Origin of the sequence: Methylobacterium ajmalii, from assembly GCF_036448855.1 — a bacterium.
Taxonomy (GTDB): Bacteria; Pseudomonadota; Alphaproteobacteria; order Rhizobiales; family Beijerinckiaceae; genus Methylobacterium; species Methylobacterium ajmalii.
The window spans coordinates 25,399-46,903 of the sequence record NZ_JAZFXT010000011.1 but is presented as its reverse complement, the minus strand read 5'-3'; the positions used below and the strand labels follow the sequence as shown (position 1 = coordinate 46,903).

The 21,505-nt window shown below is 71.9% G+C and carries 24 protein-coding genes; 19 read left to right on the top strand and 5 right to left on the bottom strand.

Translation table 11 applies throughout. From position 1 onward, the window contains the following. Positions 1–198 precede the first annotated feature (198 nt). Positions 199–975 carry a hypothetical protein gene (locus tag V3T34_RS04835; RefSeq protein ID WP_060847646.1) on the top strand — a complete coding sequence of 259 codons (777 nt, stop codon included), beginning with the start codon at positions 199–201 and terminating at the stop codon, positions 973–975. Beyond that, positions 966–1,637 carry an HAD hydrolase-like protein gene (locus tag V3T34_RS04830; RefSeq protein ID WP_305077811.1) on the top strand — a complete coding sequence of 224 codons (672 nt, stop codon included), beginning with the start codon at positions 966–968 and terminating at the stop codon, positions 1,635–1,637. Before V3T34_RS04835 ends, V3T34_RS04830 begins: the two co-directional genes overlap by 10 nt. A gap of 33 nt (positions 1,638–1,670) precedes the next feature. Here V3T34_RS04830 and V3T34_RS04825 read toward each other — a convergent pair whose 3' ends face one another. Both V3T34_RS04825 and V3T34_RS04820 read right to left on the bottom strand, forming a co-directional pair. After that, entirely contained in the window at positions 1,671–2,711 is a 1,041-nt protein-coding gene (locus V3T34_RS04825; RefSeq protein ID WP_060847645.1) for a sensor histidine kinase, read from the bottom strand. Further along, entirely contained in the window at positions 2,698–4,251 is a 1,554-nt protein-coding gene (locus V3T34_RS04820; protein ID WP_091888538.1) for an ATPase domain-containing protein, read from the bottom strand. Before V3T34_RS04820 ends, V3T34_RS04825 begins: the two co-directional genes overlap by 14 nt. Positions 4,252–4,769: 518 nt before the next feature. Between V3T34_RS04820 and V3T34_RS04815 the strand changes: the two genes are divergently transcribed. After that, entirely contained in the window at positions 4,770–4,976 is a 207-nt protein-coding gene (locus V3T34_RS04815) for a hypothetical protein (RefSeq protein ID WP_305077810.1), read from the top strand. 58 nt (positions 4,977–5,034) lie between these two features. Here V3T34_RS04815 and V3T34_RS04810 read toward each other — a convergent pair whose 3' ends face one another. After that, entirely contained in the window at positions 5,035–5,496 is a 462-nt protein-coding gene (locus V3T34_RS04810) for a DMT family transporter (RefSeq protein ID WP_060847642.1), read from the bottom strand. A gap of 303 nt (positions 5,497–5,799) precedes the next feature. Here V3T34_RS04810 and kdsA point away from each other — a divergent pair, with 303 nt between their 5' ends. The 3 genes from kdsA (at position 5,800) to V3T34_RS04795 (ending at position 8,422) form a co-directional block, all read left to right on the top strand. Beyond that, complete coding sequence (gene kdsA / locus V3T34_RS04805; RefSeq protein ID WP_060847641.1) at positions 5,800–6,675, top strand: 3-deoxy-8-phosphooctulonate synthase; 876 nt, start codon at positions 5,800–5,802, stop codon at positions 6,673–6,675. Between the two features lie 10 nt (positions 6,676–6,685). Beyond that, positions 6,686–7,888 (top strand): MFS transporter, encoded by a 1,203-nt coding sequence (locus V3T34_RS04800; protein ID WP_305077809.1) that lies wholly within the window; start codon positions 6,686–6,688, stop codon positions 7,886–7,888. A gap of 201 nt (positions 7,889–8,089) precedes the next feature. Then, a complete protein-coding gene (locus V3T34_RS04795; protein ID WP_091888534.1) occupies positions 8,090–8,422 on the top strand; it encodes a hypothetical protein in 333 nt (110 codons plus the stop codon). Positions 8,423–8,500: 78 nt separating this feature from the next. On the opposite strand, the gene queF is transcribed toward V3T34_RS04795, so the two are convergent. Beyond that, on the bottom strand, positions 8,501–8,965 hold the full coding sequence (gene queF, locus V3T34_RS04790; protein WP_305077808.1) for a preQ(1) synthase: 465 nt from the start codon (positions 8,963–8,965) through the stop codon (positions 8,501–8,503). Between the two features lie 194 nt (positions 8,966–9,159). Between queF and eno the strand changes: the two genes are divergently transcribed. Then, on the top strand, positions 9,160–10,440 hold the full coding sequence (eno, locus tag V3T34_RS04785; protein ID WP_060847637.1) for a phosphopyruvate hydratase: 1,281 nt from the start codon (positions 9,160–9,162) through the stop codon (positions 10,438–10,440). Between the two features lie 51 nt (positions 10,441–10,491). Here eno and V3T34_RS04780 read toward each other — a convergent pair whose 3' ends face one another. Then, complete coding sequence (locus tag V3T34_RS04780; RefSeq protein WP_305077807.1) at positions 10,492–11,409, bottom strand: DMT family transporter; 918 nt, start codon at positions 11,407–11,409, stop codon at positions 10,492–10,494. 175 nt (positions 11,410–11,584) lie between these two features. Here V3T34_RS04780 and V3T34_RS04775 point away from each other — a divergent pair, with 175 nt between their 5' ends. The 12 genes from V3T34_RS04775 to V3T34_RS04720 all read left to right on the top strand — a co-directional run bounded on the left by V3T34_RS04775 (position 11,585) and on the right by V3T34_RS04720 (position 21,386). Beyond that, the gene (locus tag V3T34_RS04775; protein ID WP_305077806.1) at positions 11,585–12,520 is read left to right on the top strand and encodes a helix-turn-helix domain-containing protein; all 936 of its coding nucleotides are present in this window, start codon (positions 11,585–11,587) and stop codon (positions 12,518–12,520) included. 43 nt (positions 12,521–12,563) lie between these two features. After that, complete coding sequence (locus V3T34_RS04770) at positions 12,564–12,875, top strand: FtsB family cell division protein (RefSeq protein ID WP_048428464.1); 312 nt, start codon at positions 12,564–12,566, stop codon at positions 12,873–12,875. 171 nt (positions 12,876–13,046) lie between these two features. Next, positions 13,047–14,039: a pyruvate dehydrogenase (acetyl-transferring) E1 component subunit alpha gene (pdhA, locus tag V3T34_RS04765; protein ID WP_091751467.1), complete on the top strand. Its 993-nt coding sequence runs from the start codon at positions 13,047–13,049 to the stop codon at positions 14,037–14,039. A gap of 103 nt (positions 14,040–14,142) precedes the next feature. Then, positions 14,143–15,606: a pyruvate dehydrogenase complex E1 component subunit beta gene (locus tag V3T34_RS04760; RefSeq protein ID WP_305077805.1), complete on the top strand. Its 1,464-nt coding sequence runs from the start codon at positions 14,143–14,145 to the stop codon at positions 15,604–15,606. A gap of 5 nt (positions 15,607–15,611) precedes the next feature. After that, positions 15,612–15,896: a DUF5076 domain-containing protein gene (locus V3T34_RS04755; RefSeq protein ID WP_060847633.1), complete on the top strand. Its 285-nt coding sequence runs from the start codon at positions 15,612–15,614 to the stop codon at positions 15,894–15,896. Between the two features lie 8 nt (positions 15,897–15,904). Then, positions 15,905–16,498, top strand: a complete 594-nt coding sequence (locus tag V3T34_RS04750) for a Uma2 family endonuclease (protein WP_060847632.1) — start codon at positions 15,905–15,907, stop codon at positions 16,496–16,498. A 4-nt stretch (positions 16,499–16,502) separates the two neighbouring features. Beyond that, complete coding sequence (locus V3T34_RS04745) at positions 16,503–17,996, top strand: 2-oxo acid dehydrogenase subunit E2 (protein ID WP_305077804.1); 1,494 nt, start codon at positions 16,503–16,505, stop codon at positions 17,994–17,996. Positions 17,997–18,152: 156 nt separating this feature from the next. Next, positions 18,153–18,548 carry an endonuclease domain-containing protein gene (locus V3T34_RS04740; protein WP_305077803.1) on the top strand — a complete coding sequence of 132 codons (396 nt, stop codon included), beginning with the start codon at positions 18,153–18,155 and terminating at the stop codon, positions 18,546–18,548. Beyond that, on the top strand, positions 18,549–19,985 hold the full coding sequence (gene lpdA / locus V3T34_RS04735; protein WP_305077802.1) for a dihydrolipoyl dehydrogenase: 1,437 nt from the start codon (positions 18,549–18,551) through the stop codon (positions 19,983–19,985). Positions 19,986–20,087: 102 nt separating this feature from the next. Beyond that, positions 20,088–20,357 carry a hypothetical protein gene (locus V3T34_RS04730; RefSeq protein ID WP_305077801.1) on the top strand — a complete coding sequence of 90 codons (270 nt, stop codon included), beginning with the start codon at positions 20,088–20,090 and terminating at the stop codon, positions 20,355–20,357. 137 nt (positions 20,358–20,494) lie between these two features. After that, complete coding sequence (locus V3T34_RS04725) at positions 20,495–20,974, top strand: nuclear transport factor 2 family protein (RefSeq protein WP_305077800.1); 480 nt, start codon at positions 20,495–20,497, stop codon at positions 20,972–20,974. Between the two features lie 103 nt (positions 20,975–21,077). Beyond that, entirely contained in the window at positions 21,078–21,386 is a 309-nt protein-coding gene (locus V3T34_RS04720; protein WP_305077799.1) for a phage holin family protein, read from the top strand. Positions 21,387–21,505 lie beyond the last annotated feature (119 nt).

Below are 21,505 nucleotides of genomic sequence, written 5' to 3'. Positions count from 1 at the left end.
GCGACACGATTGAGTCAAATCTCGCGGCCGACAGAACATTGCGGACGCCAGACCATCGGGATGCCGTCACTGTGACCTCCGTTGAGACTTTATCAATTCTTGCCATGGACAATTCCCCTAACCCATCCTAAGTGAGGATCGTGCCCGCGCGCATGGCCGCGGGTGATTGATTCCGAACAGATCGCTTCAGGACATTCAATGACGCGCCACCGCGCGAGACCGTCATTCACGGTCGAGATCAAGCGCAGCCGCACATCCCCCTTGATCGCCACCCCCGACAGCGAGCGGCCCCAGAGCGAGCGCCCCGCGAGCAAGCCCCCGGCGAGCCCCGCCGCGACGGGCGAGCCCGAGCGCCGTCCCGCCGCCCCCGGCCGCAACCTCTGGGCCGGGACCGGCCTGTTCGAGGAGGCCGCCGCGGCGACCCAGTCGGGCCGTTTCGACCCGCCGGAGGCCCCGGCCTTCGCCAAGGACTCCTCCCTCAAGTCGCCCGCCGCGAAGGATTCGTCGGCGCGGGACGCCCTGGCGAGAGACGTCTTCTCCAAGCCTTCGCCGGCCGCCGCGTCCGACCCCAGGAACGCCGGCGCCAAGCGCGTTCTGCCGAGCCTGATCGCCCCGCCGGAGCCCGAGCCGGAGCCGGAGGCGGCGCCGGAACCCGAGCCGAAGCTGCCGCGGGTGCGCCGCTACCGGACCGCCGCCCCGGCGCAGCGCCGCACGCCCGGCCCTCGGCCGGCCTTCGTCTGGCCCGAGGACTGGCCCGACGAGGCGCCGATCCAGACCCCCGCCCCCATCGCGCTGCCGGCCGCCCCGCGGATCCAGGCCGCCGCGCCCCAGCCCGAGGCACCCCAGTCCAAGGCTCCGGTGGCCGAGGCGGCCGAGACCGGCGAGATGCGCCTGCGGGCCAAGCGCCGCGCCGGCGACGAGGACCTGCGCGTCGGCCAGCGCTGGAAGCGCCGGCTGCCCCGCGTGTGCTGGTAGCCGACCGGGGCGGCCCGCCGTACCGGCTGGTCGTCCTCGATTTCGACGGCACGCTGGCCGACACCTTCCCGTGGTTCGCCGGCGTCCTGCCGGGCGTCGCCGACCGCTACGGCTTCCGCCGGCCCGCGCCCGACGAGGTCGAGGCCCTGCGGGCGCTCGACGCGCGGGGCGTGATGCGGCGCCTCGGCGTCCCCGGCTGGAAGCTGCCCTTCATCGCCCGCCACATGCACGGCCTCGCCGCCCGCGACGCCGGCATGCTGGCGCCGTTTCCCGGCATCCCGGCCCTGCTCGGGCGGTTGCGGGAGGGCGGGATCACGCTCGCCCTCGTCAGCTCGAACCGCGAGGACGTGGCGCGCCGGGTGCTCGGCCCGGATTGCGCCGGCCTGATCGGGCACTACGCCTGCGGCGCCGGCGTGTTCGGTAAGGCGCGCCGGTTCGCCGCCGTGGTGCGCGCGAGCGGCATCCCGCCGTCCCGCGTCCTGTGCCTCGGCGACGAGCTGCGCGACCACGCGGCCGCCGCGCGGGCGGGCCTCGCCTTCGGGGCGGTGACCTGGGGCTACACGCGCGCGCCGGCGCTCGCGGCCGCCGGGCCCGATCACCTGTTCGACAGTCCCGCGGCGGTGGCGGCCGCGCTCCTGCCCGCCGCCGTCCGGGCGGCATGAGGACGCTCCGGACGCAGGCGTCCGGGGCGCGCGTCAGTAGTGCGGCACCGTCCGGTGCTCGACCAGCGGCGCCTCCATGCGGAAGTGCAGCCCGGTCGGCTTGAAGTCGAACTTGATGTCGGCGCCGCACTGCATGGTGAGCACGCGCTGCAGCAGGGTCGAGCCGAAGCCCTTGCGGGTCGGCTCCGCGGTCCGCGGTCCGCCGCGCTCGGTCCAGTCGAGCCGCAGGCGGCGGCCGGCCTCGTCCTGCGCCACGTCCCAGGTCACGGTGATGCGCCCCTCGGGCACCGAGAGGGCGCCGTGCTTGGCGGCGTTGGTGGTCAGCTCGTGGATCGCCATGCCGGTCGGCACCGCGAGGTCGGCGGTGAGCTCGACCAGCGGGCCCTTCAGGGCGATGCGCTTGCCGGCCTCGTCGTTGTAGGGGCCGAGCTCGTTCTCCAGCATCTCCTGGAGCGAGGCCATCTGCCAGTAATCTTCCGTCAGGAGGTTGTGGGTCTTGGCGAGCGAGATCACCCGGGCCGAGAAGCCCTGGTAGAACTCGTCGACGCTGGTGGCGCCCCGCGCCGAGGCCCCGAGCAGCGCCTGCACGGTGGCGAGCGTGTTCTTCACCCGGTGGTGCAGCTCGCGGATCAGCAGGGCCTGGCGCTCGGCGGTCTGCTGGCGCTCGTGCAGGAAGGCCGCGGCCTCGCGCTGGCGCCGGCGCGCCCGGACGGCGAAGCGGGTCGCGGTCACCAGGGTGGCGGGGTGGAACGGCCGTTCCAGCAGCGTGACGTTGCCGAGGGATTCCATCAGCCGCGCCTCCGGCGGGGTGCCACGCAGGGTGAGCAGCACGAACGGATAGTCCGACCACGGCTCCTGCCCGGCGAGGTAGGCGGCGAGCCCGTGCCGGTCGGAGGCGCGCAGGGCCTCCTCGGTCAGGACGGCGCAGCTGCCCTCGTCGAGCCGGGCGACCAGCGCCGGCAGGTCGGCGCAGACCTCCGCCCGCAGGCCGGCCTCCTCAAGGATGCTCGACGCCACCTCGGCGTCGCGGCCCGTCGGGGCCAGGATCAGGACCGGGGGATCATTCTCTCTCATGGCTGTCCCGATCGGCTGACCCCACCGGCAGATCCCGCTCGGGTCCCGCGCCCTCGGCCGGCAGGCGGCCCTGGAAGACCGGCACGCCGGTCAGGACGCCCCGGAAGCCCACCAGCGGCTCGCCGACACGCAAACCGTCGCCGTCGATCCGGAGTTCCCGGATGGTAGCCTCGTGCGGCCCCACCCTCTTCTTGACCACCGACACCGCCCGGCGCAAGTGCCCGTCCGCCTCGAAGTACCGGAACAGCACCACGGTGTCGCTGAGGTAGGTGAGGTCGACCGCCGCCGACATCTGGCCGACGAGCCCGTGCTGGGCCAGTACCAGCAGCGTCGTCACGCCCTGCTGGTTCAGGTATGTCAGGATCTCGTGCATCTGCAGCAGCAGATACTGCTCGCCCGGCATCGCGTTGTGGTAGCCGGTGAGCGAATCGATCAGCACCACGCGCGCGCCGTCGCGCTCGACGGCGTTGCGCACCATCGCGGCGAGCTCGCCCGGCGAGACCTCCGCCGGGTCGATCTGCTCGACCCGCAGGCGGCCGTCGGCGATCGGCCCGTCGACGGCCATGCCGAGACCGGCGGCCCGACGCCGCAGGATCCCGGTCGGCTCGTCGAAGCTGAGGATCAGCCCGCGCTCGCCGCGCGCCAGCGCCGCCGTGACGTAGGCCAGCGCCGTCGACGACTTGCCGACCCCCGAGGGCCCGAGCAGCATCGTGCTGGTGCCCCGGTCGAGCCCGCCGCCCAGCAGCGCGTCGAGGCCCGGATTGCCGCTGCCGAGCCGGTCGATCGCGTAGGAATGGCCGTGCTCGGCCGCGACCAGGCGGGGAAACACCGTGAGGCCGCCGCGGCGGATGACGAAGTCGTGGAAGCCGCCGCGGAACCGCGTGCCGCGCATCTTGATCACCCGCAGGCGACGGCGCTCGCCGCCGTAGAGCGGGGCGAGCTGCTCGAGCTGGATCACCGCGTGGCAGAGGCTGTGCAGGTTGAGGTCGTCCTGCTCCGCCGTGAGGTCGTCGAGGAGGAGCGCGGTGGCGTCGTGGATGAGGAGGTAGCTGCGCAAGGCCAGCACCTGGCGGCGGTAGCGCAGCGAGCCCTGCGAGAGCAGCCGGATCTCCGAGAGGCTGTCGAACACCACCCGCTGCGGCTTGACCCGGTCGAGTTCCGCGACGGCGAGCCGCACGGTCTCGCCGAGCTCGAGGTCGGAGGAATGGACGAGGCTCTGCTGCTGGCGCGGGTCGAGGCTGAGCTCGGGCGGCACCAGCTCGAAGATCTCGATGCCGTCGAGCGACCAGCCGTGGCGGGTGGCGACCGAGATCAGCTCGCGCCGGCTCTCCGACAGGGTGATGTAGAGGCAGCGCTCGCCGAGCCGCGCCCCGTCGATGAGGAATTGCAGCGCCTGGGTGGTCTTGCCCGAGCCCGGCCGGCCCTCGATCAGGTGGGCGCGGTTGGCCGCGTAGCCGCCCTCCAGGATCGAATCGAGGCCCGGCACACCGGTCGGGATCGGGGCGGCGTCGTCGGGTGGCGAAAGCTGGGGATCGGGCATGGACGGCGGGCGGGCCTTCGGCAGACGGGTCTCGTGACGATCCGATCGTCGGGTATCCCCGGACAACGCCCGGTCGCGGCCGATCGCCCGTTCGAGGCGGCGGCATGCGGCGGGAGGTCTCGGTGAGGCGCCCCGCGATCGGCGACGGGTCGTTCTCGCCCGGCAGGGGTCGTATCGGCTTGTGGCAAAGAAATGCGGCGAGAACAAAGGGATCGTGCGGGCCGTCCGCCGGTTCCGGCGTGGGCGTGGCGTCGCGCCCGGGCACGCCTGCTGCACCGCGATAAAAACTCCCGCCTCCCCCTTGACGTCGGATGGGTTCGCACGCATGTGGCCCTGGTCCGCGTGGGGTCCGACGACTCGGCGCCGCGCGGCATCACCGGAATCCTGAATCCCCCATGCCCAGCGACAGTAGTCGACGGACCGCGCCGCCTCGGTGCCGCCTCGCGTGACCCGCGCCTGATCGCTGATCGGGCTCGCCCGCGACCGGCGCCGATGCGGCCGGTCGAACGAGGTGAGCCATGACTCTGACGACGATGACCGCCCGCTCCGGCGGCGCCGCCACCCGCGACCGCAGCGTCGTGGTCGTTCTGCTTCTCATGCTGGCCCTGGTCTTCGGACCCGCCATCGGCCTGCACGTCGCCGTCAACCTGCTCGGCTCGGGTGCCGCGGCACCGGACGGCCTCGCCGCCACCGCCACCGAGGCGCCCCGCGGCGCCCGGGGCTGACGGCCGAGGGCCAGCCGGGGTGGCGGCCGACGGGGCGGTCTCGTCCGCCCCCATTCCGTCACGCCGTCCCCCGCCCGCGCAGGACCAGCACCGCGCCGACGACGAGCAGCGCGGCCCCGATCCAGGTCTGCCAGCCGAGCGGGGCCTCGATCCCGCTCCGGCGCCCGGTCAGGCCGGCCGCGTCGGCGGCGATCCCCGCCGCGAGCTGGCCGGCCACCACCATCGTCACCGTGACGGTCGCGCCCTGCTGGCGGTAGCCGTACAGGCAGGCGGCGACGAACAGCGTCCCGAGCAGCCCCGGCACCACGAACCACGGCTCCACCCGCTCGATCAGCCGCAGCGGAAAGGCCGGCCCGCTGCGCCAGGCCTCGACGAGGCCGAGCAGCGACAGCCCGACCAGCGAGTTGCACAGGAGCGCTCCGGTCAGCCCGGCGCCCCGCGCCGCCATGGCGCCCATCAGCGCGTTCTGCACCACCAGTCCCGCCCCGGCGACGAGGCAGAGGATCGCCGCGCCGGTCATCGGGCGACACCGGTGGATGGTGGCGCGGGATCGGGACGTGTTGGCATGGCGCGGCTCCTGTCGTGCTGCAATCATCTCCTATGATGGACGATTGTCAAATACCAGATACGTCAGCGGGAGGGTGCCGCGGGCCTTCCGGGCGACCGGTGGTGGGGGCCGACCGCCGGTCACGGACCCGAGGGCGCGGTCCTCGCGCATCGGGACGGGTCGGATCCCGACGGATCGCCCGCCATGCCGCGCGAGTGCGTGCCCTGCGGCCCGCCACCTTCCCGCGCTCCCCGAAACCCGCTACGCCTCCCCACCATGTCGACCCCATCCCCTTCGGCCTCGCCCGTCACCGTCGCCGCCGGCTCCGTCCGCTTCGGCAACCACCTGCCGCTCGGCCTGATCGCCGGCCCCTGCGCGCTGGAGAGCCGGGCCCACGCCCTCGAGGTCGCCGGCGCCCTCAAGGAGATGACGGCGCGGCTCGGCATCGGCCTCGTGTTCAAGTCGTCCTTCGACAAGGCCAACCGCACCTCGGCCGGGTCGAGCCGGGGCCTCGGCTTGAGCCAGGCGCTGCCGATCTTCGCCGAGATCCGCGAGACCCTGGGCCTGCCGGTCGTCACCGACGTGCATGAGGCCGGGCATTGCGCCGAGGCCGCGCAGGCCGTCGACGTGCTGCAGATCCCGGCCTTCCTGTGCCGGCAGACCGACCTGCTGCTGGCGGCCGCCGCCACCGGGCGGGTCGTCAACGTCAAGAAGGGGCAGTTCCTCGCACCCTGGGACATGGCCCACGTCGCGGCCAAGATCACCGGCGCAGGCAACCCCAACGTGCTCCTCACCGAGCGCGGCGCCTCGTTCGGCTACAACACGCTCGTCTCCGACATGCGCGCCCTGCCGATCATGGCGCAGGTGAGCGGCGGCCTGCCGGTGGTGTTCGACGCCACCCACTCGGTGCAGCAGCCCGGCGGCCAGGGCGCCACCTCGGGCGGCCAGCGCGAGTTCGTGCCGGTGCTCGCCCGGGCCGCCGTGGCGGTGGGCGTCGCCGGCGTGTTCATCGAGACCCACGCCGATCCCGACCGGGCGCCCTCGGACGGGCCCAACATGGTGCCGTTGCGCCAGATGCCGGCCCTGCTCGCCGAGCTCCAGGCCTTCGACCGGCTCGCCAAGGCGCGAGCGACCGACGGGGCCGGCGGCTGAGGCGGGGGCGATGCAGGCCGCCGGGACGCCGCAGCAAGGATCGCTCCAACACGGGTCGCCCGCCCGCCTGATCGCGGTCCTGGCCGCCGGGGGCTTCGCCAGCACCTTCGCGGGACGGGTGGTCGAGCCGCTGGTCGGCGTGCTCGCCCGCGACCTCGCGAGCCCGCCCGCCACCGTGGCGCTCCTCTCCACCGCCTTCGCCCTGCCCTACGCGCTGATCCAGCCGATCCTCGGCCCGGTCGGCGACGCGCTCGGCAAGGAGCGGGTGGTGGTCACCTGCCTCGTGGTGATGAGCCTCGCGCTCGCCGCCTGCACGGTGGCGGGCGACATCGGCACCCTGTTCGGCCTGCGCATGGTCGCGGGCGCGGCGGCCGGCGGGGTGATCCCGCTCTCGCTCGCCATGATGGGCGACCGCATCCCGATGGCCCAGCGCCAGGTGGCGATCGGCCGCTTCCTCGTCGCGGTGATCCTCGGCCAGCTCTCGGGCTCGACCATCGCCGGGCTGATCGAGGGGGCGATCGGCTGGCGCGGCGTGTTCGCCCTCGCGACCGGGGTCGGGATCGTCGGCCTCCTCGGCGTCGCCCTCGGCTTCGCCCGGCGCCTGCGCGCGCCCGGGGGCCGCTTCGCCCTGGCGCCGGCGCTGGCGCGCTACCGCACGATCCTGCGCACCCCCCGCGCCCGGGTGCTCTTCGCCGCCGTCTTCGTCGAGGCGGTCGCGGTGTTCGGCATCTTCCCGCACCTCGCCCACCTGATCGAGGCCCGCGGCGAGGGCGGTCCCCGGGAGGCCGGGCTGGTCCTGGCGGGCTTCGCGGCCGGCGGCCTGACCTACTCGCTGACGGTCGGGCTCCTGCTGCGCCTCCTCGGCCAGACCCGGATGCTGATGGCGGGCGGCGCGGTCTCGGGCGGCGCCCTGCTCACCGTCGGCCTCGCCGGCGCCTGGCAGACCGACGCCGCGGCGCTCGTGGCCCTCGGCCTCGGCTTCTACATGCTGCACAACACCTTCCAGGTGCAGGTGACCGAGGTGGTGCCGGAGGCCCGGGCCTCGGCGGTGGCGCTGCACGCCTTCTCGTTCTTCTGCGGCCAGGCCATCGGCGTGGCGGTGCTGGGCCTGGGCCTCGAGACCCTCGGCCAGCTGCCGGCGCTCGCCCTGTGCGCCGCCACGATCCTCGCCGTCGGCCTCGTCACCGCCCGGCGTCTCGCTCGGCCGGGCTGACGTCCCGGTCGAGCGCCAGTTCAGCCCGAGTTCAGGCGGCGGCCGCCAGGATCAGCGACAGTCACGTCCCCCGTGGCGGGGACCGGACGACCGGTCCATCGCCACGCCGGCGGGCGGACCCGGGCCGAGCGATTACGGGAACCCTTCCCGGCCGAGCTCGTTGTTCGGGTCAATCGCTTGAACGAAAGCAGGAGATCAACGATGCGCAAGCTGGCGATCATCCCGGCCCTCGCGGTGGCCCTCGGCGCCGTGTCCACCGTCGCCCCCTCCCCGGCCCAGGCCCAGGGCTGGCGCGGTCACGGCTACGGCCACCATTACGGCCACGGCTACGGCCGTGGGTATGTCGGCCGGAACTACGCCTATGGCGGGCGCCGCCGCGGCATCTCGCCGGGCGCCGCCGTCGGCCTCGGCATCGCCGGTGCCGCCGTGGGCGCGATCGGCGCGGCCGCCGCAGCCGATGCCGCCCGCCGCAACGGCTACGGCTATGGCTACGGTGCTCCGGCCCCGGCCTACGGGTATGGCTACGGCTACTGAGATCGCAGCCGATCCGAGATGACGAAGGGCGGCCGGGGTGACCCGGCCGCCCTTTCGTTTGCTCGGCCCCTCTCTTGCTCAGCCCCGGGCGCGGTAGGGCGGCACGCCCTGGTCGGGCAGCCAGATCGAGGCCGGCGGGGTGCCGGTCTGCCAGAACACGTCGATCGGGATGCCGCCGCGCGGGTACCAGTAGCCGCCGATGCGCAGGTAGCGCGGCTCCAGCAGGGCGGTCAGCCGGCGGCCGATGCCGACGGTGCAATCCTCGTGGAAGGCGCCGTGATCGCGGAAGCTGTGCAGGTAGAGCTTCAGCGACTTCGACTCGACGAGCCATTGGTCCGGCACGTAGTCGATCACCAGGATGGCGAAGTCGGGCTGGCCGGTCACCGGGCAGAGCGAGGTGAATTCCGGCGCGGTGAAGCGGGCGCAGTAATCGGTGTCCGGATGCGGGTTCGGCACCCGGTCGAGCTGGGCCTCCTCCGGCGAGCGCGGCTGGGCGATGGGCTGCCCGAGCTGCCGGGCATGGTCGGTGATGTCTTGCGTCATGCCTGCCCTATAGACCCGCGCGGGCCCGCGCGAAACCGGCTGCCCCGCGCACGGTCTTCCCGACGATCGCCGGCCGTCCCTTCGTTCGCCGGTCCCCAGCCCTGGCCGGTCTCGACCCTCGGGCGGCTTGCCGCAGGCGGCATCTTGGCCGATAAGCCGCGCGAACGCTCGATGCCTGCCCGAGAGATCCTCTCATGACCGCGATCACCAACATCGCCGCCCGCCAGATCCTCGACAGCCGGGGCAATCCCACGGTGGAGGTCGACGTCCTCCTGGAAGATGGTTCCTTCGGCCGCGCCGCCGTGCCGTCCGGCGCCTCGACCGGCGCCCACGAGGCGGTGGAGCTGCGCGACGGCGACAAGTCGCGCTACGGCGGCAAGGGCGTGCTGAAGGCGCTCGAGGCCGTCAACGGCGAGATCCTGGACGCCATCGGCGGCATGGACGCCGAGGAGCAGGCCGCCATCGACGAGGCGATGATCGAGCTCGACGGCACGCCGAACAAGGCCCGTCTCGGCGCCAACGCGATCCTGGGCGTCTCGCTCGCCGTCGCCAAGGCCGCCGCCGAGGCCTCCGGCCTGCCGCTCTACCGCTACGTCGGCGGCACCCAGGCCCGGATCCTGCCGGTGCCGATGATGAACATCATCAACGGCGGGGCGCATGCCGACAACCCGATCGACTTCCAGGAATTCATGATCATGCCGGTGGGCGCCGAGTCGCTCGCCGAGGCGGTGCGCTGGGGCGCCGAGGTGTTCCACACCCTCAAGGGCGCCCTGAAGAAGGCCGGCCACAACACCAACGTCGGCGACGAGGGCGGTTTCGCCCCCAACCTTCCCTCGGCCGAGGCCGCGCTCGACTTCGTGATGGACTCGATCCGCGCCGCCGGCTTCGAGCCGGGCCGCGACATCGTGCTGGCGCTCGACTGCGCCGCCACCGAGTTCTTCAAGAACGGCTCGTACGTCTACGAGGGCGAGGGCCAGACCCGCGACCCCGAGGCCCAGGCGACCTACCTGGCGAAGCTCGTCGACGCCTACCCGATCCTATCGATCGAGGACGGCATGTCGGAGGACGACTGGGCCGGCTGGAAGGCGCTCACCGACAAGGTCGGCAACCGCTGCCAGCTCGTCGGCGACGACCTGTTCGTGACCAACGTCACCCGCCTGTCGGAGGGGATCTCCAAGGGCACGGCGAACTCGATCCTGGTGAAGGTCAACCAGATCGGCTCGCTCACCGAGACCCTGGCCGCCGTCGACATGGCCCACCGCGCCGGCTACACCGCGGTGATGTCGCACCGCTCCGGCGAGACCGAGGACGCGACCATCGCCGACCTCGCCGTCGCGACCAATTGCGGGCAGATCAAGACCGGCTCGCTCGCCCGTTCGGACAGACTGGCGAAGTACAACCAGCTCATCCGCATCGAGGAGGGCCTGGGCTCTCAGGCCCGCTACCTCGGCCGCGCCGCGCTGAAGGTCGGCTGACCACCACATCCGGAGGGGCCGGACGGCCCCTCCCCGATCCTCCGAGGGATCTCACGCGTCGCAGGCCGCCTCCGGGCGGCCTTTTTGCTGGCCGCGCCACCGCCGCAGGGGCGCGAACACCGCGACGTTCCCGGCCAGCACCAGGGCGAAGCCGAGGCCCGCCAGCGGCGTCACCCGGTAGCCCTCGGCGAAGACCGAGATCGTGAGCGCCACGACCGGAAACAGCACGGTCATGTAGGCGGCCTTCTCGGGGCCGATCCGGTGCACCACCGTCAGGTAGGCGGTGAAGCCGATCACCGAGCCGGGGATCGCGAGGTAGAGGAGCGCTCCGACATAGGCCGGCGAGGGGTCGAAGCCGAACGGCACCCCGCGCGACGCCGCGACCCCGGCCACCAGGGCGGCCCCGATCAGCATCCCGTAGGCGTTCACCGTCGCGACCGGCAGCCCGTGGCGCTGGTTGCGGGCCGAGACGAGGTTGCCGGCCGAGAAGAACCAGGTGCCGAGGAGCGCCAGGGCGAGGCCGATCGCGGTGTCCCGGTCGAGCGTCGTGCCGGCGAGCGTGTCCCGGAACAGGCAGGCGATGCCGAGGAGCCCGATCGACGCCCCGGCGAGGATCCGGGGGGCGGGCCTGCGGCGGTGGAAGAGGTAGGCGTTGGCGACGTTGAAGATCGTGGCGGCGGAAAACACCACCGAGACGATCCCGCTCGGGACCGAGCGCGCGGCGAGGTAGAAGCAGGCGAAGTTGCACGAGAACAGGCACACGGCCTGCAGCGCCACGAAGGGCAGGTGCCGCCGCGGGATCGGCGCGAGCCGCCCGGAGAGGATCAGCGCGCCGGCGAGCACGGTGCCGGCCAGCGCGAAGCGGTAGGCGATCGAGGCCTCGAAGGCGACGGGGCCGAGCTGGTGCTTGATGGCGATCCAGGTCGTGCCCCAGATGAGGACGGTCAGGGCGTACAGGAAGGCCGTCACGGCGTCGGGTTCCGGCGGGCTCGGACGCCCGGCATAGACCGGACGCGGACCGGGCGGCTTCCCGGTTCCGGCGGCGGCGTTGCCCGTTCTTGGGGTTTCGTGCCCCCCGCCCCGTTGCGGGCGGCGGGCGCCGGCCCGTACAGTTCCCCGGCACACTCGTCCTGGCCCCGAGACCGTGACCGCGCCCAATCCCGATGTCCGCGACGCCCTCTCCCGCACCGGCGCGGCGCTCCTGCGCAGCGCCGATCTCGGCCGCGGGCTGTCGCTCGCCGAGTGGCACAACCGCGACAACCGCGACAACCGCGCCCGCTACGACCGGCCGGGCCACCACACGCTGAGCCTCTACCTCGAGGGCGGCGAGGGCGTGGTGCGCGAGGACGGCGCGGTGTCGGGCGGCGGGCCGGACAAGCTCTGCCTGCTGCCGGCCGGCCACGAGAGCCGCTGGCTGATCGGCGGTCCGCTGCGGATGCTGCACCTCTACGTCGCGCCCGAGACCCTGGCCTACCAGGCGGCGAGCGCCCTCGACGTCGACCCCCGCGCCATCGCGCTGCACGAGCTGACCTTCGCGGAGGACCCCGCCACCGCGATGCTGATGCGCGGCGCGGTGTTGCCCCTCGACTGGACGGCGGGCGCCGACCGGATGGCGCTCGGGAGCGCCTGCCACCTCCTGCTCCACGCCCTGCTGCGGCGCCATGCCGGCGCCCGGGGCGCGCGGCCGGTGACCGGCGGCCTCTCGCCGGCGATCCGGCGCCGGACCGCCGAGGTCATCGAGGCCCGCCTCGCCGAGGCCCTGTCCCTCGACGACCTCGCCGAGGCCGCGGGCCTGAGCCCCTTCCACTTCGCCAAGATGTTCAAGGCGAGCTTCGGCGTGCCGCCGCACCGCTACGTGACCGAGCGGCGGATCGCCAGGGCCAAGGACCTGCTGGGCAAGGACCTGCTGGGCAAGGACCTGCCGGGCAAGGGCCTGCCGGGAGAGGATTTTTCGGCGGCGGGCCGGGAGAGCCTCGCCGAGGTCGCGCTCGCCTGCGGCTTCGCCTCGCAGAGCCACTTCACCCGCCGCTTCAAGCAGGCGACCGGGTTCACCCCGGCGGCGTGGCGGGGCGCGGCGTGACGCCTTGAGCCTTCCTTAACCCTCCCGCCCCATTCTCCCCGGCATGGTAGTCCGTCGTCGCGCCCGTGCCATCCTGTTGCCGCTCGGCCTCTACGCCGTGTCGATCCTCGTGGTCGGCTACTTCCTGCACGAGGCCGAGAGCGGAAGCCGCGGCCTCGAGGCCAAGCGGGCCCTGAAGATCCAGGCCTACGGCCTGCAGCAGGAGCTCGACGCCACCAAGGCCGACCGGACCGAGTGGGAGCGCCGCGTCGCGCTCCTGCGAAGCGACCAGATCGACCGCGACCTCCTGGAGGAGCGCGCCCGGGTGGTGCTCGGCCGCGTCCATCCCAACGACGTCGTCATCATCAACCCCTGACGCGCCGCGTCCGTCGTCCCCAACCCATCCCCAGGCCAGCGGCTTTCGGTCCCAAAGCGCTCGATTTGCGCCCCCGCCTGCCCTAAAAGCTCTCCCATAAAGGTAGCAGCCGGGAGGGTGCCGATGGATGCCGCGAAAGAGGCCCACCGCGGGAGCGACGAGGCCCGCGAGATGGCGGCGCTGCCGCCGGCCTCGAACGTGCCGGCCTTCAGCCGGGACGAGGATCTTCACGCCTATCGCGAGATGCTGCTGATCCGCCGCTTCGAGGAGAAGGCCGGCCAGCTCTACGGCATGGGCCTGATCGGCGGCTTCTGCCACCTCTACATCGGCCAGGAGGCCGTGGTGATCGGGGTCCAGATGGCCTCGAAGGACGGCGACCAGGTCATCACCGGCTACCGCGACCACGGCCACATGCTGGCCTGCGGCATGGAGCCGAAGGGCGTGATGGCCGAGCTGACCGGCCGCAAGGGAGGCTATTCCCGCGGCAAGGGCGGCTCGATGCACATGTTCTCCCGCGAGAAGAACTTCTATGGCGGCCACGGCATCGTCGGGGCGCAGGTGTCGCTCGGCACCGGGCTCGGCTTTGCCAACAAGTACCGCGGCGACGGCGCGGTCAGCCTGACCTACATGGGCGACGGCGCGGCCAACCAGGGCCAGGTCTACGAGAGCTTCAACATGGCGCAGCTGTGGAAGCTGCCCGTGGTCTACGTGATCGAGAACAACCGCTACGCCATGGGCACCTCGGTCTCGCGGGCCTCGGCCCAGACCGACTTTTCCAAGCGCGGCGTCTCCTTCGGCATCCCGGGCGAGCAGGTCGACGGCATGGACGTGCGCGCCGTGCGCGAGGCGGCGACCCGCGCCATCGCGCATGCCCGCGACGGCGAGGGCCCCTACATCCTCGAGATGCAGACCTACCGCTATCGCGGCCACTCGATGTCCGATCCGGCCAAGTACCGGACCAAGGACGAGGTCGCCCGCATGCGCGAGGAATCCGACCCGATCGAGCAGGTCCGCAAGCGCCTGCTCGGCGCCCACAAGGTGCCGGAGGACGAGATCAAGGCGGTCGACGCCAAGGTGCGGGCGATCGTCAACGAGTCGGCGGACTTCGCCACCAGCGATCCCGAGCCGGATCCCTCCGAGCTCTGGACCGACATCCTGCTCTAGCGCCCCTCCCCGCGCGCCCCGGCCGTCCGCCCCGCGGACGGCTCCCCTCGCCTTCGGCCGGCGCCCGACCCGGCGCCCCTCTCCCGGATCGACAGAGCACCCTATGGCGACCGACATCCTGATGCCTGCCCTCTCGCCGACGATGGAGCAGGGCAAGCTGGCGAAGTGGCTCAAGAAGGAGGGCGACCCGGTCAAGGCCGGCGACATCCTGGCCGAGATCGAGACCGACAAGGCGACCATGGAGGTCGAGGCGGTCGACGAGGGCGTGCTCGCCAAGATCCTCGTCGCCGACGGCACCGACAACGTCGCGGTCAACACCCCGATCGCGGTGCTGGCCGAGGAGGGCGAGGATCCGGCGGGCGTGGAGGCCGGCGGCGGCCAGTCGAACGGCAAGCCGAACGGCAAGGCCGAGGGCGAGGTTCAGAAGGCCCCCGCCCCCGACATGCAGGCGGAAGGCCAGGCCGAGCGCCCCGCCCCGGCGGCCAAGACCGAGGACGACAAGCCGGTCGAGAAACCCGCCGCGCCGGCGGTGATCACCAACCGCGGCCAGGATCCGGCGATGGCCGAGATCCCCGAGGGCACCCAGATGGTGACCCAGACGGTCCGCGAGGCCCTGCGCGACGCGATGGCCGAGGAGATGCGCCGGGACGAGAACGTCTTCGTCATGGGCGAGGAAGTCGCCGAGTACCAGGGCGCCTACAAGATCACGCAAGGCCTGCTGCAGGAATTCGGCGCGAAGCGCGTCGTCGACACCCCGATCACCGAGCATGGCTTTGCCGGCGTCGGCGTCGGCGCGGCGTTCACGGGCTTGAAGCCCATCGTCGAGTTCATGACCTTCAACTTCGCCATGCAGGCGATCGACCAGATCATCAACTCGGCGGCCAAGACCCTGTACATGTCCGGCGGCCAGCTCGGCTGCCCGATCGTGTTCCGCGGCCCCAACGGCGCGGCGGCCCGGGTCGGCGCCCAGCACAGCCACGACTACGCCGCCTGGTACTCCAACGTGCCGGGCCTGAAGGTGGTCATGCCCTACACCGCCTCGGACGCGAAGGGCTTGCTCAAGAGCGCCATCCGCGACCCGAACCCGGTGGTCTTCCTCGAGAACGAGATTCTCTACGGCCAGTCCTTCCCGGTGCCGCAGCTCGACGACTTCACGGTGCCGATCGGCAAGGCCAAGGTGCATCGCGAGGGACGTGACGTGACGATCGTCTCGTTCGGCATCGGCATGACCTACGCGCTGAAGGCCGCGCACGAACTCGCCGAGGCGGGCATCGAGGCCGAGGTGATCGACCTGCGCACCATCCGGCCGATGGATTCGGAGACGGTGGTCGCGTCGGTGAAGAAGACCGGCCGCTGCATCACCGTGGAAGAAGGCTTCCCGCAATCGGGCGTCGGCGCCGAGATCGCCGCCCGCCTGATGGTCGACGCCTTCGACTACCTCGACGCTCCCGTGCTGCGCATCACCGGCAAGGACGTGCCGATGCCCTACGCGGCGAACCTCGAGAAGCTCGCGCTGCCGAACGTCGCCGAGGTGATCGAGGCGGCCAAGGCCGTCTGCTACCGGTGAGCGGCATGACCGACGACGAGCCCCGCTTCGAGGCCCTCGACATCCCGCCCGACGCCCTGGAGCAGGGCGGGATCGAGGTCTTGCGCGCCGCCGTGGTCGACGGAGCGGTGAGCATCGCGCTGCGCCGCTCCTTCGACGACCCGGCCACCTGGGGGCGCCTGTTCATCGACCTCGCCCGCCAGGCGGCCGTGGTCTACGCCCGCGAGACCGAGATGTCCGAGGAGGAGGCCTTCGCGCGCATCCGCGCCGGGATGGAGGCCGAGAGCCTCGATCCCGAGAGCTTCAACTGAGGCTCCCGATGGCCGAGGCCGCGCCGCGTTGGGCCACCTATGCCGATCTCGAGGCGGTGCCGGACCATCTCGTGGCCGAGATCGTCGATGGGGTGCTGGAGACGCATCCGCGACCGCGGATGCGTCATGGCACGGCCGCCGGAGAACTCTATGCCGAGCTGACCTTGCCATTTAGGCGCGGGCGCGGCGGGCCGGGTGGCTGGATCTTCGTGATCGAGCCGGAGGTGCATCTCGGTCGTCACGTGGTCGTGCCCGACATCGCCGGCTGGCGCCGCGAACGGCTGCCGGCCGAACCCGAGACCGCCTATACCGACATTCCCCCGGATTGGGTCGGCAAGATCCTGTCCCCCTCTACCGCTCGCCTCGATCGCGGGCCGAAGCGGCGGATCTACGCCGAGGCCGGTGTCGGCCATCTCTGGCTGCTCGATCCCACGGACGGCGTGCTCGAAGGCTTCGCCCTCACCGGCGGCCACTGGCTGTTGCTTGGCACCGTCGCGCGCGGCGAGACAGTGACCCTGCCGCCGTTCGACGCCGTCTCCTTCCCCCTCGACGACTTGTTTCCCTTCGACGATCCGGCCGCCCCTCCTCCCGCCGAGACCTGAATCCATGCCGATCAACGTCCTGATGCCCGCCCTCTCGCCGACCATGGAGAAGGGCAACCTCGCCAAGTGGCTCAAGAAGGAGGGCGACGCGATCAAGTCCGGCGACGTGCTCGCCGAGATCGAGACCGACAAGGCGACCATGGAGGTCGAGGCGGTCGACGAGGGCGTGCTCGCCAAGATCGTGGTGCCGGAGGGCACCGCCGACGTGCCGGTCAACGAGCTGATCGCGCTCATCGCCGAGGAGGGCGAGGATCCCGGCAGCGTGACGGCCGGCGGCAACGGGCCGGAGAAGACGGCGGACGCGCCCGCCAAGGCGGATAAGCCCGACGCGGCGAAGACCCAGGCGCCCGCCGGCAACGAGACGCCCGGCGGCGGCACGATGTCGTACGAGCGGGTCGACACGGCCCCGGAAGGCGCGCGCCTGGCGGGCGGCAAGACCGCGGACGGCGCTCCTGCCGGGCAGCCTGAGGGCGGCCGCCTGTTCGCCTCGCCGCTCGCCCGCCGCATCGCCAAGCAGGAAGGCGTCGACCTCGGCGCCGTGCAGGGCTCGGGCCCGCACGGCCGGATCATCGAGCGCGATGTGCGCGCCGCCCTCGAAGGCGGGACCGCCAAGACTGCGTCGAAGGATGCTGCGTCGAAGGATGCTGCGTCGAAGGCCGCGTCGACCTCGGCGCCCAAGCCTGAGAATCGGGAGGCCCCGGCCGCCAAGGAAACCCCCGCGGCGAAGCCCGCTCCTGCGGCGGCCGCACCGTCCGGCCTCACGGCCAAGCAGGTGATGGGGATGTTCGAGCCGGGCTCCTACGAGGAGGTGCCCCTCGACGGCATGCGCAAGACCATCGCCAAGCGCCTGGTCGAGTCGAAGCAGACCGTCCCGCACTTCTACCTCTCCCTCGACGTCGAGCTCGACGCGCTGCTCTCCCTGCGCGAGCAGGTCAATGCCGGGGCGACGAAGGACAAGGACGGCAAGCCGGCCTTCAAGCTCTCGGTCAACGACTTCGTCATCAAGGCGCTGGCGCTGGCGCTGCAGCGGGTGCCGGCGGCGAATTCCGTCTGGGCCGAGGACCGTACCTTACGCTTCCGCCACTCCGATGTCGGCGTCGCGGTGGCGATCGACGGCGGGCTGTTCACGCCGGTGATCCGCAAGGCGGAGCAGAAGACGCTCTCGACCATCTCGGCCGAGATGAAGGATCTCGCCGCCCGCGCCCGCACCAAGAAGCTCAAGCCCGAGGAGTACCAGGGCGGCACCACGGCGGTGTCGAACCTCGGCATGTTCGGCATCAAGTCGTTCGGCGCGGTCATCAACCCGCCCCACGGCACCATCCTGGCGGTCGGCGCCGGCGAGGCCCGGGTGGTGGCGAAGAACGGCGCCCCCGCGGTGGTCCAGGCGATGACGGTGACGCTCTCCTGCGACCACCGGGTGGTCGACGGGGCGCTGGGCGCCGAGTTGCTCGCCGCCTTCAAGGGCCTGATCGAGAGCCCGATGGGCATGCTGGTGTAGCATTTTCCCCTCCCCCTTGTGGGGAGGGGTCAGGGGTGGGGGTGGTGCCGCCTATGGCTGTGCGGTGCCTCCTGCACCACCCCCACCCCTAGCCCCTCCCCACAAGGGGGAGGGGAAGCGCTCTACTTTCGTGCCGATCGGCGGAAGAGATTGTGGATGCCCTGGAACGGATCGCCCGATCAGTCGGCATCACCGCGAGCAAAAGCGAATGCCAAGGTTATGCGGCACGCTCTCACGCCTGCGGAAAAGCGGCTGTGGTGGCACCTGCGCCACCGGCTGCCGGTCGAAGGGTCCCATTTCCGTAGGCAGGTCGCCATAGGCTCCTACGTCGCCGATTTCTGCTGCCTCGGAGCCCGGCTGATCGTCGAGGTCGATGGCGGCCAGCACGGTTTTGACGACCACCAAGCCTACGACGCCGCGCGCACGGCCGCCCTCGAAGCGCGAGGCTTCCGAGTCCTGCGCTTCTCCAATTCAGACGCGATGCGCGCGATCGACGACACGCTCGACACGATCATTGCCGCCCTGGCCGCCCCGCCCGCCCCGGAGACCTGAATGTCCGACACCTACGACGTCCTCATCATCGGCGCCGGTCCCGGCGGCTACGTCGCAGCGATCCGGGCGGCCCAGCTCGGCTTCAAGACGGCGGTGGTCGACCGCGAGCACCTGGGCGGCATCTGCCTCAACTGGGGCTGCATCCCCACCAAGGCGCTGCTGCGCTCGGCCGAGATCTACCACTACATGCAGCACGCCAAGGATTACGGCCTGACGGCGGACAACGTCGGCTTCGACGTCTCCGCCATCGTCAAGCGCTCGCGCGGCGTGTCGGCTCGGCTCAACGGCGGCGTCGGCATGCTGTTGAAGAAGAACAAGGTCGACGTGATCTGGGGCGAGGCCGCGATCGAGGTCGCGCCGAAGGGCAACGAGCCCGGCCGGGTCGTAGTCAAGGAGACCACGCGCGCCGAGGCCCCGAAGGGCGCCAAGGCGGCGGGCACCTACCAGGCCAAGCACATCGTGGTGGCGACCGGCGCCCGGCCGCGGGCGATTCCGGGCATCGAGCCGGACAGACGCCAGATCTGGACCTATTACGAGGCCATGGTCCCGGAGAGGATGCCCAAGAGCCTGCTGGTGATGGGCTCGGGCGCGATCGGCATCGAGTTCGCCTCGTTCTACCGCACCATGGGCGCGGAGGTGACGGTGGTGGAATTGCTGCCGCAGATCCTGCCGGTGGAGGACCACGAGATCGCGGCGCATGCCCGCAAGCGCTTCGAGAAGCAGGGCATCAAGATCCTCACCGGCGCCAAGGTGACCAAGGTCGCGAAGGGCGATGCGGTCACCGCCACGGTCGAGACCGAGGGCGGCAAGACGCAGGAGATCACGGCCGAGATCCTGATCTCGGCGGTCGGCGTCGTCGGCAACATCGAGAGCCTCGGCCTGGAGAAGCTGGGGGTCGCCATCGAGCGCGGCATCGTCGCCACCGACGGGCTCGGGCGCACGAATGTGCCGGGGATCTACGCCATCGGCGACGTCGCCGGTCCGCCGATGCTCGCCCACAAGGCCGAGCACGAGGGCGTGATCTGCGTCGAGACCATCAAGGGCCTGCACACCCACCCGATGGACAAGGGGAAGATTCCGGGCTGCACCTATTGCCAGCCGCAGATCGCGTCCGTCGGTCTCACCGAGGCGAAGGCCAAGGAGCAGGGCTTCGACGTGCGGGTCGGCCGCTTCCCCTTCGCGGGCAACGGCAAGGCGATCGCGCTCGGCGAGCCCGACGGTCTGGTGAAGACGATCTTCGACCGCAAGACCGGCCAGCTGCTCGGCGCCCACATGGTCGGGGCCGAGGTGACCGAGCTGATCCAGGGCTACGTCGTCGCGATGAATCTCGAGACCACCGAGGAAGAGCTGATGCACACGGTCTTCCCGCACCCGACGCTCTCGGAGATGATGCACGAGAGCGTGCTCGACGCCTATGGGCGGGTGATCCACGCGTGATCGCCCCCCGGCCCTTCCGGCAACGCAATCCAGCTGTGCCGCGAACCGGAAGGCCGGGCTCGGTGTTGACGCCTCGGAAAGACCCGGAGACGTCGAATGTGGATGCCGTTGACCCGTGCCGCCCGCCTGGCGGCGGCGGTTGGGGCCGTTGCGATCCTGATGCCCGCCCTGGCGAATGCCCAGGGCACCGAGCGGCAGCGCCTGGCCTGCATGACGGACGCCATGACGCTGTGCTCGCGGGACGTGCCCGACACGCGGCGCATCGAGCGCTGCCTGCGTCGCAACTACGACCGCATCAGCGCGCCCTGCCAGAGCGAGCTCGATGCCGCCGGTACGGCCACCGGCGCGAGCGCGCCTCCGTCCGGCCGCTGAGCGCGGCCAGCCCTCCCCCTGCCGTCCGCCGGCGCGATGGTCAGCGCCCGCCTCCGGCGCTAAGCTCGAACGGCGCGAGACGGCGCGGCGCCGGCGGCTTCAGGCCGCCCGGCGACCGGACGAGCGGGAGGACGATCATGGAACGGACGACGATGGGCTCGCGGCGGGTCCTGCTGGCGGGCCTCGCCGCGGGTGTGGCGGCGCCGATGCTCGCGACCGGCGCGAGCCCGGCGCAGGCCGCGGACGAGAGCGAGGCGGTGGGCCGCCGGCTCGAGGCCCTGCGGGCCGCGATCGTCGAGGGCGACGCCAAGGCCCTCGACGCGCTGACCCACCCGCAGCTGAGCTACGGCCATTCGAGCGGGCGCAAGATCGAGACCCAGGCGCAGTTCGTCGCCAGCCTCGCCGGCAAGACCAACTACAAGTCGCTGACCTTTTCGGAGCAGTGGATTCAGGTCGTCGGCGACACCGCCATGGTCCGCCACGTCTGGGACGGCGCCGACATCCTGCCGAACGGCGAGACCGGGCGCTCCTACATCGCGGTGCTGCAGGTCTGGCTCAAGGAGGACAGCACCTGGCAGCTGCTCGCGCGCCAGAGCTGCCCGCTCAAGCCGGCCTGACGGAGACCGGGAACGACGGTCAAGCTCGGGCGTTCTCGCTCGCGCCGCGATGTTCGGGACGCGGGGCGAGCGGGAGCGTGGAGCGGTGCGGTCCGACCGGCAGGTGAGCACGATCAGGTTGGTCGCCGAGGCGGTACGCCTCGCCAGCAACCTCGCCGTCAAGGAAATCACGCTGTTCTCGAGCGAGGTCGACCGGATCGCCCGGGTCGTCTCGACCTGGACGCTGTGGGGCGGCCTCATCGTGCTGCTCGTCTGCGTCAGCGGGTTCCTGCTGCTGATGGCCCTGGTGAAGGGCCTCGGCGCGCTGATCGGCTCGGAGGCCATCGCCGCGGTGATCGGGGCGGCGCCCTTCGTGCTCGCGGCCGTGTTGCTGACCGTCTGGGGCCTGCGCAAGATGGACGTGCGGCGGTAGCGCGATCGACGTCGCCGCGACGGCTCGATTCGGCGATGCCGCAAGCCGTACTTTCGCGCGGTCATGCGCCGCGAGCATGACCGTTGTGCGGTGCAATCGATTGCACTGTGCGCCGCAAC